The sequence below is a fragment of the Pseudomonas turukhanskensis genome (genome assembly GCF_027922365.1).
GTDB lineage: Bacteria > Pseudomonadota > Gammaproteobacteria > Pseudomonadales > Pseudomonadaceae > Aquipseudomonas > Aquipseudomonas turukhanskensis.
Genome location: NZ_BSFN01000003.1, coordinates 209,090 through 220,834 on the forward strand (window position 1 = coordinate 209,090; position 11,745 = coordinate 220,834).

8 protein-coding genes and 4 tRNA genes are annotated in these 11,745 nt (G+C 60.5%); 9 read left to right on the forward strand and 3 right to left on the reverse strand.

Annotated features, from left to right (window positions below; all coding sequences use genetic code 11):
- Positions 1-34: 34 nt before the first annotated feature.
- The 7 genes from PKE98_RS07335 to PKE98_RS07365 all read left to right on the forward strand — a co-directional run bounded on the left by PKE98_RS07335 (position 35) and on the right by PKE98_RS07365 (position 3,809).
- Positions 35-961 carry a LysR family transcriptional regulator gene (locus PKE98_RS07335; protein ID WP_271194617.1) on the forward strand — a complete coding sequence of 309 codons (927 nt, stop codon included), beginning with the start codon at positions 35-37 and terminating at the stop codon, positions 959-961.
- A 71-nt stretch (positions 962-1,032) separates the two neighbouring features.
- Complete coding sequence (gene gltX, locus PKE98_RS07340) at positions 1,033-2,514, forward strand: glutamate--tRNA ligase (RefSeq protein WP_271194618.1); 1,482 nt, start codon at positions 1,033-1,035, stop codon at positions 2,512-2,514.
- A gap of 135 nt (positions 2,515-2,649) precedes the next feature.
- Positions 2,650-2,725 (forward strand) — tRNA-Ala (locus PKE98_RS07345).
- A gap of 68 nt (positions 2,726-2,793) precedes the next feature.
- Positions 2,794-2,869 (forward strand) — tRNA-Glu (locus PKE98_RS07350).
- 52 nt (positions 2,870-2,921) lie between these two features.
- Positions 2,922-2,997, forward strand: a tRNA-Ala gene (locus PKE98_RS07355).
- 65 nt (positions 2,998-3,062) lie between these two features.
- Positions 3,063-3,138, forward strand: a tRNA-Glu gene (locus PKE98_RS07360).
- A 236-nt stretch (positions 3,139-3,374) separates the two neighbouring features.
- Positions 3,375-3,809: an acyl-CoA thioesterase gene (locus tag PKE98_RS07365; protein ID WP_271194619.1), complete on the forward strand. Its 435-nt coding sequence runs from the start codon at positions 3,375-3,377 to the stop codon at positions 3,807-3,809.
- Between the two features lie 9 nt (positions 3,810-3,818).
- Here the strand turns inward: PKE98_RS07365 and PKE98_RS07370 are convergent, their stop codons facing one another.
- Positions 3,819-4,232 carry a hypothetical protein gene (locus PKE98_RS07370; protein WP_271194620.1) on the reverse strand — a complete coding sequence of 138 codons (414 nt, stop codon included), beginning with the start codon at positions 4,230-4,232 and terminating at the stop codon, positions 3,819-3,821.
- Between the two features lie 135 nt (positions 4,233-4,367).
- Between PKE98_RS07370 and PKE98_RS07375 the strand changes: the two genes are divergently transcribed.
- Positions 4,368-5,363: a tRNA dihydrouridine synthase gene (locus tag PKE98_RS07375; protein WP_271194621.1), complete on the forward strand. Its 996-nt coding sequence runs from the start codon at positions 4,368-4,370 to the stop codon at positions 5,361-5,363.
- A 126-nt stretch (positions 5,364-5,489) separates the two neighbouring features.
- Complete coding sequence (locus PKE98_RS07380) at positions 5,490-5,936, forward strand: Hsp20 family protein (RefSeq protein ID WP_271194622.1); 447 nt, start codon at positions 5,490-5,492, stop codon at positions 5,934-5,936.
- Between the two features lie 1,040 nt (positions 5,937-6,976).
- On the opposite strand, the gene PKE98_RS07385 is transcribed toward PKE98_RS07380, so the two are convergent.
- Both PKE98_RS07385 and PKE98_RS07390 read right to left on the reverse strand, forming a co-directional pair.
- Positions 6,977-10,654, reverse strand: a complete 3,678-nt coding sequence (locus tag PKE98_RS07385; protein ID WP_271194623.1) for a sensor domain-containing protein — start codon at positions 10,652-10,654, stop codon at positions 6,977-6,979.
- A gap of 134 nt (positions 10,655-10,788) precedes the next feature.
- The gene (locus PKE98_RS07390) at positions 10,789-11,685 is read right to left on the reverse strand and encodes a LysR family transcriptional regulator (RefSeq protein WP_271194624.1); all 897 of its coding nucleotides are present in this window, start codon (positions 11,683-11,685) and stop codon (positions 10,789-10,791) included.
- Between the last annotated feature and the right edge of the window lie 60 nt (positions 11,686-11,745).

Consider the following 11,745-nt stretch of genomic DNA (forward strand, 5'->3'; position numbering starts at 1 on the left):
AATTCAGAAACTTTGTTGCTTATGGGGAACAATAATGGGGCTGGATGATGCGCTGATCTTTACCCGCGTCGTGGAGTGCCACAGTTTTACCCAGGCGGCGCAGGCGCTGGCGATGCAGAAGTCGACTGTCAGCCGGCGTATTGCCTTGCTGGAAGAGCGTCTGGGCGTGAGGTTATTGAACCGCACCACGCGAAAATTGCGCCTTACTGAAGTCGGGCAGGCGTACTACGAAAGATGCCGGCAAATCATGCTCGACTTCGCCGAAGCCGAGCAGGCGGTGATGCAGTTGCAGCAGGAGCCGTCCGGTTTGCTGCGCATTACCGCGCCTATCGAGTTTGGTCAGTTGTTCCTCGGCCGCGTACTCGGCGCGTTTATGTTGCAGTACCCGCAGATTACCGCCGAGGTGGAAATTACCTCGCGGCACGTGGACCCTTTGGAAGAGGGCGTGGATATCGCCATTCTGATCGGCCAGCCGCAGGACTCCACGCTTATCGCCCGCAAGCTGTTTTCCAGCGGCCGACGTCTGTGCGCAAGTCCCGTTTACCTGGCTGCCAACGGCACGCCGCGGGTGGTTGGCGATCTGGCCGACCACCGCGCCATTTTGCTGCCGCAAGATTCCATCCGTTATTGGCCGCTGCTGGGGGAAAATATTCCCTGCCAGCGCGTGCTGTCGTGCAATAACCTGACGTTTGCCCGTGAGGCGGCGCTGTCCGGCGCTGGCATCGCGGCGTTGCCCTTGATGCTCAGCGAAGACCAGGTGGTCCGCGGGCAGTTGGTGGAGTTGCTGCCTGATGTGCGGCTGCCCATAGGTGAGGTGTACGCGGTGTACCCGTCGCGGCGCTTTCAGGCGATGAAGGTCAAGGCGTTTCTGGACTTTCTGATGCGCAGCCTGCGCCTGGAGGAGGGCGGTTTGCTGGAGCCTTCCGTGGTGCGACTGGTAACATTGCCGCCCACTTTCTGAATCTTCGCCCGCGGGCTGCTCTGCCGGCGGCGAAGTGCCTTACTAATTGATCTGCTGATTCGAGACTGTCCATGACTAAAGTACGCACCCGTATCGCACCATCGCCCACCGGCGACCCCCACGTTGGCACGGCGTATATCGCCCTGTTCAACCTGTGCTTTGCCCGTCAGCACGGTGGTGAGTTCATTCTGCGTATTGAAGACACCGACCAGCTGCGCTCCACCCGCGAGTCGGAACAGCAGATCTACGACGCCCTGCGCTGGCTGGGTATCGAATGGAGCGAAGGCCCGGACGTCGGCGGCCCGCACGGCCCTTACCGGCAAAGCGAGCGCGGCCCGATCTACCAGAAATACAACGCCGAACTGGTGGAAAAAGGCCACGCCTTCCACTGCTTCTGCACCGCCGAGCGCCTGGACAAGCTGCGCGCCGAGCAGACCGAAAAGAAAGAAACCCCACGCTACGACGGTCTGTGCATGAACCTGCCGGCCACCGAAGTGGCCCAGCGCATCGCTGCCGGCGAGCCGCACGTTACCCGCATGAAGATGCCGACCGAAGGCGTGTGCGAAGTGCCGGACATGCTGCGCGGCACCGTGGAAATTCCGTGGGACCGTATGGACATGCAAGTGCTGATGAAAACCGACGGCTTGCCTACCTATTTTCTCGCCAATGTGGTCGACGATCACCTGATGGGCATCACCCACGTGCTGCGCGGCGAAGAGTGGCTGCCATCGGCGCCCAAGCTGATCAAGCTGTATGAATACTTCGGCTGGGAGCAGCCGCAGCTGTGCTACATGCCGCTGCTGCGTAACCCGGACAAGAGCAAGCTGTCCAAACGCAAGAACCCGACTTCCATCACCTTCTATGAGCGCATGGGTTATCTGCCGCAAGCGATGCTCAACTACCTGGGCCGCATGGGCTGGTCGATGCCGGACGAGCGCGAGAAATTTACCCTGGACGAGATGGTTGAGCACTTCGACATTCAGCGCGTGTCGCTGGGCGGGCCGATTTTCGACCTGGAAAAACTCTCCTGGCTCAACGGCCAGTGGATTCGCGAACTGAGCGTCGAAGACTTCGCTGCACAGGTGCAGAAGTGGGCGCTGAACCCCGAGTACCTGATGCAAATCGCTCCGCACGTGCAGGGCCGGGTGGAAACCCTGAGCCAGGTTGCGCCGTTGGCCAACTTCTTCTTTGCCGGCGCGCTGCCGCTGGATGCGGCGTTGTTCGAGCACAAGAAACTCTCGCCTGAGCAAGTGCGCCAGGTGATGCAGTTGATCCTGTGGAAACTCGAAGCGCTGCGTCAGTGGGAAAAAGACAAGATCACCGGCTGCATTCAGGCGGTGGTTGAGCACCTGGAGCTGAAACTGCGTGATGCGATGCCGCTGATGTTCGTGGCTATCACCGGCCAGGCCAGCTCGGTGTCGGTGCTGGACGCCATGGAAATTCTTGGCCCGGACCTCACGCGCTTCCGTCTGCGCCAAGCCATCGAGCTGCTCGGTGGGGTGTCGAAGAAAGAAACCAAGGAGTGGGAAAAGGTGTTGGCGAGCATCGCCTGATAGCCGTTCCAGCCGCTGAAAATGCTGGCGGGGCAGGGTAAGTAGTTGTTCTGCCAGCATAAAAAATACGATTCAGTGAAAAATAATGTTGACAGCCCCCAGGGCCACGCTTAACATGCGCCCCGTCCTCGAGATGGGGCTATAGCTCAGCTGGGAGAGCGCTTGCATGGCATGCAAGAGGTCAACGGTTCGATCCCGTTTAGCTCCACCAATCTCTAAAGCCGAAAGGCTTGCCACAACCGGTTCACTGAACGGGTTGAGTTGTTAGAAGGGTTTTGCGTCCCCTTCGTCTAGTGGCCTAGGACACCGCCCTTTCACGGCGGTAACAGGGGTTCGAGTCCCCTAGGGGACGCCACGATTTAAAATGCAGCACCGCAAGGCGCTGTGAGCCGCGAGGCGATAAATCTGGGGGTATAGCTCAGCTGGGAGAGCGCTTGCATGGCATGCAAGAGGTCAACGGTTCGATCCCGTTTATCTCCACCAATTTTGCACTACGCTTTACGAGTGCCACGGGCCAGCTTAATGCTGGCCTTGTTTTTGAAGGTTTTGTCCCCTTCGTCTAGTGGCCTAGGACACCGCCCTTTCACGGCGGTAACAGGGGTTCGAGTCCCCTAGGGGACGCCAATTTATCCGCTTTGCGGACTTTTGAAGGGTTGCTCTCATGAGCAACCCTTTTGTTTTTCTGGGCTTGATTTTGTAGGAGCCAGCTTGCTGGCGAACCCTGCAAACGAGGAGCTTCGCCAGCAAGCTGGCTCCTACAGGAGTGAAGCGCGGTTGCAATCGCCATTCACGATCCTTATCCCGTCGCCCATCCCCCGCCCGCGTTGCTAAACTGCCGCCTCGCCGCCATGGAGAGTCGTATGAATTGGGATTTGCCAACGCCATTTGTGATTGATCTTGCGGTCGCTGCCGACGATATCGATGGGCTCGGTCACGCCAACAATGCCGTGTACGTCAGTTGGCTTGAGCGGTGCGCCTGGCGTCATTCGCAGAGCCTGGGGCTGGATCTCAGTGAATACCGTCGCCTGGACCGCGCCATGGCCGTTGTGCGCCACGAGGTCGATTACCTGGCCAGCGCCTATGAAGGCGATGAGTTGCAGGTGGCCACCTGGATTATCGAGTCGGACCAGAAGCTGCGCATGAGCCGGCATTTCCAACTGATTCGCCCGGCCGATGGCGTCACTTTGCTGCGTGCCAAGACCACCTTCGTGTGCATCGAGCTCAGCACTGGCAAGCCCAAGCGCATGCCGCAGGAGTTTCTTGAAGGGTACGGCCCGGCGGTCATCAATCGCTAAGTGCGGCGTTTAGGGTGCCTGGGTATCGGCAGGTGACAGAAATGCCCCGGTGTCGTCCACCACAATCTTGAACTCGCGCGTTTCCCCTGGCGTGAACACCGCCGACTGCGCGCTGGCCGGCATATCGCTTACGCATTGCCCTGAGCCGCCCCGCGACACGCTGATCGACACTTCGCCTGCCGGCACATCCACGGCAATGGATTGCTTGGGCGCCAACTGCGCCACCAGTTGGTTCTGCACATACAAGTCCACGGCGCAGGCATTGGGCGCCATGTTGTCGCGGCTAACCACCAGCCTGGCCATGGCTTCGCTGTCCGGAGCGGTGGTCAGCGGTACGTCCGGCGGCGGTACCAGCGATTCGGCGTTGGCCGGGCCCAGGTAAAACAGGCCGGTCAGGGCCAGCAGAAAGAGGAGGGGGCGCATAGGAGTGTCCTTTCATCGGGTTCTATGGGTTGTGACCGCGAGCTGCCCGCCGGAATTCAGATTGAATCGTCGCCTTGCCTGGCGCAGATCCCTACACTAGGCGCCTTTTTCGCCTGCTCTGAAGAGATTGTCGTTATGCAAATCGCCCTGGCGCCCATGGAAGGCTTGGTCGACGAAATCCTCCGCGACGTGCTCACCCAAGTGGGTGGCATTGATTGGTGCGTCACCGAATTTATCCGCGTCAGCGAGCGCCTGTTGCCGGCCAGCCATTTCCACAAAATGGCTCCCGAGCTGAGCGATGGCTCGAAAACCCGCGCCGGGGTGCCCATGCGCGTGCAACTGCTGGGCTCCGACCCGGTGTGCCTGGGCGACAATGCCGCGCTGGCCTGCGAGTTGGGCGCGCCGGTGCTGGATCTGAACTTTGGCTGCCCGGCCAAAACCGTGAACAAGTCCCGTGGTGGCGCCATTCTGCTCAAGGAGCCGGAGCTGCTGCACGCCATCGTTAGCGAAGTGCGCCGCAGCGTGCCTGCCGCTATTCCCGTCACGGCAAAGATGCGTCTGGGCTACGAAGTGCCGGATTACGCGATGGACTGCGCACGCGCCCTGGCCGACGGCGGCGCCGCGCAGATCGTGGTGCATGCGCGCACTAAGCGCGAAGGCTACAAGCCGCCGGCGCATTGGGAGTGGGTGGCGCGCATTCAGGACGTGGTAAAGGTGCCGGTGTACGCCAATGGCGAAATATGGAGCGTGGATGACTGGCGCCGCTGCAGGGAAATCAGCGGCGCCGACGACATTATGCTCGGCCGCGGCCTGGTGGCCTTGCCGGACCTGGCGCGGCAGATTGCGGCGGCTCGCGCAGGCGAAGAAATCGTGCCGATGACCTGGGCCGAGCTAATGCCACTGTTGCAATCGTTTTGGCTGCAGGCGCGCGGGAAACTGTCGCCCCGCTATGCGCCGGGCCGCCTCAAACAGTGGCTGGGCCAGCTCACCCGCAACTACCCGCAGGCCATGGAATTGTTCAATCAAGTTCGCCGCGAAAGCGATTGCGAACGGATTGATGCGTTGCTGCAGGTGCGGTTTCACGGTCAAAGGCTCGAGGCTGAAGCCTCTCCTACAGAAGGAGCGGCTTGAGCCTCGAGCTTCTAATTTTTTTTAAAAAAAGCTCTTGAAAACAATCAGCCGGTCCTTATCTAGGGGTTACGGGATGCCGAAGTCGGGTCCCGGATTCAACCTTTTGCTGATTTTCAGGAGAGACACATGAGCACTGCATTTTCCCTCGCCCCCTTGTTCCGCAGCTCCGTTGGTTTCGATCGTTTCAACGATCTGTTCGAAGCCGCCCAGCGCAATGAACAGGCAAGCTCCTACCCTCCCTACAACGTGGAAAAACACGGTGATGACCAGTACCGCATCGTCGTGGCCGCAGCCGGTTTTCAAGATGAAGACCTGGACCTGCAAGTGGAGCGCGGCGTACTGACCGTAATCGGTGGCAAGCGTGCCGACGCGGGCAAAGACGTCACCTTCCTGCACCAGGGCATTGCCCAGCGTGCGTTCAAGTTGTCGTTCCGCCTGGCGGACCATATTGAAGTCAAGACTGCGCAATTGGCCAATGGCCTGCTGAGTATTGACCTGGTGCGCGTTGTGCCGGAAGAAGCCAAGGCCAAGCGCATTCCTATCAATGGTGCGCGCCCGGCGTTAAATAGCTGATGGAGTAACCTCACCCACCACCGTCGTCCCAGCGCAGGCTGGGACCCAGATTTCTCGGGTGACGTCGTTCGTGCCGAAAGCCTGGATCCCAGCCTGCGCTGGGATGACGGTGGAGTGGGTCAGTGATGTAAAAGGGCGCCAATTGGCGCCCTTTTTCGTAAGAAGCCAAGGCCATGCGCATTGCCTCTACGGTGCGCGCCCGGCGTTGATAGCTGATGGAGTAACCTCACCCACCACCGTCGTTCCAGCGCAGGCTGGGACCCAGATTCTTTCGGGTGACGTCGTTCGTGCCGAAAGCCTGGATCCCAGCCTGCGCTGGGATGACGGTGGCATGGGTCAGTGATGTAAAAGGGCGCCAATTAGCGCCCTTTTTCGTAAGAAGCCAAGGCCATGCGCATTCCCATCTACGGTGCGCGGCTAGCGTTGATAGCTGATGGAGTAACCTCACCCACCACCGTCGTCCCAGCGCAGGCTGGGACCCAGATTCTCTCGGGTGACGTCGTTCGTGCCGAAAGCCTGGATCCCAGCCTGCGCTGGGATGACGGTGGCATGGGTCAGTGATGTAAAAGGGCGCCAATTGGCGCCCTTTTTCGTAAGAAGCCAAGGCCATGCGCATTGCCTCTACGGTGCGCGCCCGGCGTTGATAGCTGATGGAGTAACCTCACCCACCACCCGTCGTCCCAGCGCAGGCTGGGACCCAGATTCTCTCGGGTGACGTCGTTCGTGCCGAAAGCCTGGATCCCAGCCTGCGCTGGGATGACGGTGGCATGGGTCATTGATGTAAAAGGGCTCCAATTGGCGCCCTTTTTCGTAAGAAGCCAAGGCCATGCGCATTCCCATCAACGGTGCGCGCCCGGCGTTGATAGCTGATGGAGTAACCTCACCCACCACCGTCGTTCCAGCGCATGCTGGGACCCAGATTTCTCCGGTGACGTCGTTCGTGCCGAAAGCCTGGATCCCAGCCTGCGCTGGGATGACGGTGGAGTGGGGCAGTGATGTAAAAGGGCGCCAATTGGCGCCCTTGTCATTTCAGAGGTTTTTTATACCATCGGCCGCTGCGCCTCATGCGCAAGCAGCGCGCGGAATTCGGCTAGCGGCACCGGGCGGCTGTACAGGTAGCCCTGGTAGAAGTGGCAGCCTTCCTTGAGCAGAAAATCCAGTTGATCCTGCTGCTCAACCCCTTCGGCAATCATCTCCAGCCCCAGGCTGCGGGCCATCGCCACAATGGCGCGAATGATCTCGGCGTCGTTGGGGTCGTTGGTGGCGTCGCGTACGAAGGATTGGTCGATCTTCAGCACATCCACCGGCAACCGCTTGAGGTACGTCAGCGACGAATACCCGGTGCCGAAGTCGTCCATGGCGAAGGTCACGCCGATTTTCTTCAGGCGCAGCATCTTGGCGATGGTGTCGTCGATGTTCTGAATCACGATGCCTTCGGTCACTTCCAGCTTGAGCATGGAGTGGGGCAATTCACTGTCACGCAGGCTGGTGGAAACCCGTTCCACAAAGTTGTTCTGGCGGAACTGCAGCGGGCTGATGTTCACGCACAGGCTGAAGTTGTCCTGTTGCACCAGGCCGTCGGCCAGCAGTTGCGAGCAGGCGTGGCAGGCTTCGGCCATCACCCAGCCGCCGACCTCCAGAATCAGCCCGCTTTCTTCGAGCACGTGAATAAATTGCGCGGGCGATTGCGGTCCCAGCGTCGGGTGGTGCCAGCGCAACAGGGCTTCGGCACCAATAATGGCGCCGCTGCGGGCATCCACTTGCGGTTGGAAATGCAGGTCGAATTCGCCGCGGATCAGCGCCTGGCGCAGGTCGTTTTCCAGGCGCAGCCGCTCGCTGGCCGCCTCTTGCATGCTCTTGCGGAACATCTGGATGGCGTTGCGGCCGGAATCCTTGGCCCGGTACAGTGCGATATCGGCGCGCTTGAGCAGGTCGGCCGGCGTATTGCCGTGGTCGGGAATCAGGGCAATGCCCATGCTCGGCGTTACTTGCAGACGGTGGTTGTCCAGCAGCATCGGCTCGGCCAGCAACTTGCGCAGCTTGTCGGCGATCTGCCGCACCTGGCGCATCACTTCCGAGCGCTTGCCTTCAAGGCCCGACAGCAGCACTACAAATTCATCGCCGCCCAGGCGTGCCACGGTGTCTTCCTGGCGGACGCTGGCTTCCAGGCGCGCGGTCACCATCTTCAGTACCGAGTCGCCGACCGGATGGCCGAGCGAGTCGTTGATGTGTTTGAAGTGGTCGAGGTCCAGAAACAGCAGGGCGCCGCGCAAGTCATGGCGGGTGAGCAGGGCAATCTGCTGAGTCAGGCGGTCCATCAGCAGTGCGCGGTTGGGCAGATTGGTCAGCGGGTCGTGGTAGGCCAGGTGCTGAATCTGCGCATGGGCTTTTTTCAGCTCGTCGATGTCGCGGGCAGTCAGCAGCAGGCAATCCTGGCCGTTGAGGTCAATGGGTTCTACCGACACTTCCACCTGCTTCAGCGTGCCGTCGCGGTGGCGGCCGAGCATTTCCTGGTGGTGCACGCGGCCGTCGCGTTTAAGCAGCTCAATCATGCGCTCGCGCTCGCTGGGCTTGGCCCATACGGCGATATCCTCTGGCGTGCGGCCGATCACTTCCTCAGGGCGGAAACCGGTCAGGCGGTAGAAGCCTTCATTGACCTCGATATAGCGGCCACTCTCGCGTTCGGTAATGGTGATGGCGTCTGGGCTTGAGTGAAACGCCTTGGCAAATTTCTCTTCACTGGCCTTGAGCGCGGCCTGCGCCTGTTGGCGCTCGGTGATATCGCGAAAGGTGGTGGTGATGCAGCGTTGGTGGTCCACGGTGATGTAGCGGCTGGACACCACGCACGTCAGTTCCTCGCCGCTTTGGCTCAGGTAATGGGCCTCGACATTGTTCAGTTCTTTGTCGCGGCGCAATTGCGCGCCCAGGCGTTCGCGCACTTCCTGGCTGGCCCAGAAGCGAATCTGTTTGGCGCTCTTGCCGGTGATGTCTTCGGCGGCCCAGCCAAAAGTGCGGCAGAAGCTCGGATTGACCTCGATAAACACACCGTCGTCCACCCGCGATACGCAAATAGGGTCGGGGCTGGCCTGGAACAGGGTGGAGAACTTTTCTTCCGAGGCCGCCAGGCGCTGCACCCGCTGCACGCGTTCGCTGATGTCCATCAGAATGCCGACCATGCGCAACGGGCGGCCATCTTCGTCGCGGTAAAGCTTGGCGGTGCTTTCCAGGTAGTGCACTTCGCCATTGGCAAACTGCGAGCTGTAGGTGATCTGGTAGTCCTTGCGCTCGCCGTCCACCACGTCGCGATACGCCTGGCGCATGGCGCTCTGTTCGGCTTCCGGCACGCTGCCAAAAAAGTTGCCGAAGCTGCCGTGGTAGGGCTCTGCGGCCATACCGTGCAGTTGCGAGGCGCGGGATGAGCCGTAGAGCATATTGCTGGGGATGTGCCAGTCCCAGGTGCCGAGTTCAGCCGACTCCAGTGCCAGCGACAGGCGCTCGCGGCTGTCGCGCAATTCCTGTTCCTGCTCGCGCTGTTGGGTGATGTTGCGCATCGACAGCACCAGGCATTCGCGGCCGTCGAGCTCAATCTTGCCGCCGTACAACAGGTTGACGGTTTTCTGCCCGGCGCGATTGCGCAGAATGACTTCCATGTGGTCGATGCGGCCATGCTGTTCGAGCTCATCCAGCATGCGTCGGCGATCATCAATGTTGTTCCACAAGCCCAGTTCGATCGAGGTGCGGCCCCGTGCTTCGGCCGAGCTCCAACCGAATTGCGCTTCGAAGCCTGGGTTGGTCTCGATTAGTTCGCCGGTTTGGTAATCGGTGATCACCACCACGTCGCGGGTATTGCGAAAGGCCTTGGCGAATTTTTCTTCACTGGCGCGCAGCGCATGTTCACGGCGCTTGTGCTCGCTCAGATCGAGAAAGGTACTAAGGATGTAGTTCTGGTCTTCCAGCTCGATCAACTGACTGGACAGGCGGCCGTCCAGCAACTGGCCGGTGCGGGTCAGCAGTTGCACGTCGTGCAATACCGGCTCCACGGTCTGGGTCAGGTCCAGCAGGTACTGCTCGCGACTGTTGGAGTCGGCCCACAGATTGAGGTCGATGACTGAGCGCCCGATACAGTCGGCCGGGCTCCAGCCGAACAGGGTTTCGAAATGTTGGTTGGCGGCGATCAGCACATTGTCTTCGTAACGCACCAGCAGAATCACATCGGGGCTCAAGTGAAACAGGCTGGCAAAGCGTTGTTCGGAGGCGCGCAGCGCGTGTTCGCGTTCCTGCTGTTCGGTGACGTCGCGAATCACCCCCATGATGCTTTGCTTGTTGCTGGTATCGCGCTGCAGGCTGCCGGAAATCTCGACCCAGTGCAGGCTGCCGTCCGGCCAGCGAATGCGGTGTCGAAAGGCGCGGGTGGTGGGCAGGCCGCTGATGGCTTCCTGAAACAGCTGCATCACGGCTTCGCGTTCTTCTTCGGGAATCAGCGAGAAGTAGTCGACCGGCACGCGCACGGGGCGGTTGGGGTCCAGGCCGAAAATGGCCTGAGCCCCGCGCGACCAGTTCACCCGCCCGCTTTCCAGCTCCCAGTGCCAGGCGCCCAAACGCGCGCCGTTGAGTGCGGCCAAAAGGCGTGGCGCATCCTGCCAGGCGTTCTCCCGTTCCACGGGGTCGGACACCGGAATATGCGGGCGCGGCGGCAGGTGATCAGATGGCTTGGGCATAAAGGGCCCATTCAATAGGGGAGTGCGGCAGGCTGTTGTGAACGTTGTTATGAACGTTGTTGTTAACGCGCGGTGGGGTCATCGGCTAGCCCTTCTTATCGTTATATGTAGCACGTTAGCGTCAGCCTGGGCGCTTACGCAAGATCCTCGGGGGGCAGGGCGGGCCGTTGTGCATCCAGCAGGGCCATAAAGGCTTTGGCCGCGTTCGACAGAGTTCGTTCGGTATGCAGGATATAGCCCAGTTGCCGGTGCAGTTGAATGCCCGGAATAGGCAGACGTGCGACCTGGTCGTCGAGCATGGTGCGCGGCAGAACGCTCCAGGCCAGGCCGATGGAGACCATCATCTTGATGGTTTCCAGGTAGTTGGTGCTCATGCCGATATTGGGCGTCAGGCTCTGCTCGGCGAACAGCTTGCTGACGATGCGGTTGGTAAAGGTGTTTTCACCGGGAAATACCGCCGGGTGCTGGGCGATGGCCTTGAGGTCGATTTTTTTCAGCCGGGCCAACGGGTGCTCCGGTGCGGCAACAAAATCCAGCGGGTCGTCCCACACGGCCACGGCCTTCACTGGCGCGTGGGTTTGCGGCGCCAGGGTGATGACCGCAAGCTCGGCGCGGCCATGGAGAATTTCTTCGTACGCCACCTCAGAGTCCAGAAACTGAATATCCAGCGCCACCTGCGGGTAGGCGCGGGTAAAGGCGCGCAGCAGCGGCGGCAGGCGGTGCAGGCCGATGTGGTGACTGGTGGCCAGGGTCAGGCGTCCGCTGATCTCGCCATTGAGGTTGGAGAGGGCGCGGCGCGTATCATCCAGCACATTGAGAATCTGGTAGGCGCGTGGCAGCAGGGCGCGCCCAGCTTCGGTCAGGCTCACCTCGCGGCCCAGGCGGTCGAACAGGCGCATGTTCAATTGCTGTTCGAGGCTGGCGATGCGTTTGCTGATCGCCGGCTGAGTCAGGTGCAAACGCTCACCAGCGCCGGAAAAGCTGGCGGTTTCGGCGATGGCGATAAAGGCATTGAGGTTGGCCAGATCCATACTGGGATTCCACTTGGTTATCCAAAGTATGAAAAATATGAATTTGAGTTATTTAAAGCA

Excerpts from the sequence above, each read along its gene's own strand:
- PKE98_RS07380 (WP_271194622.1), top strand. The coding sequence starts at position 5,490 with ATGAGCACTGCATTTTCCCTCGCCCCCTTGTTCCGCAGCTCCGTTGGT.
- PKE98_RS07375 (WP_271194621.1), top strand. The coding sequence starts at position 4,368 with ATGCAAATCGCCCTGGCGCCCATGGAAGGCTTGGTCGACGAAATCCTC.
- PKE98_RS07365 (WP_271194619.1), top strand. The coding sequence starts at position 3,375 with ATGAATTGGGATTTGCCAACGCCATTTGTGATTGATCTTGCGGTCGCT.
- PKE98_RS07385 (WP_271194623.1), bottom strand. The coding sequence starts at position 10,654 with ATGCCCAAGCCATCTGATCACCTGCCGCCGCGCCCGCATATTCCGGTG.
- PKE98_RS07390 (WP_271194624.1), bottom strand. The coding sequence starts at position 11,685 with ATGGATCTGGCCAACCTCAATGCCTTTATCGCCATCGCCGAAACCGCC.
- PKE98_RS07370 (WP_271194620.1), bottom strand. The coding sequence starts at position 4,232 with ATGCGCCCCCTCCTCTTTCTGCTGGCCCTGACCGGCCTGTTTTACCTG.
- PKE98_RS07335 (WP_271194617.1), top strand. The coding sequence starts at position 35 with ATGGGGCTGGATGATGCGCTGATCTTTACCCGCGTCGTGGAGTGCCAC.
- gltX (WP_271194618.1), top strand. The coding sequence starts at position 1,033 with ATGACTAAAGTACGCACCCGTATCGCACCATCGCCCACCGGCGACCCC.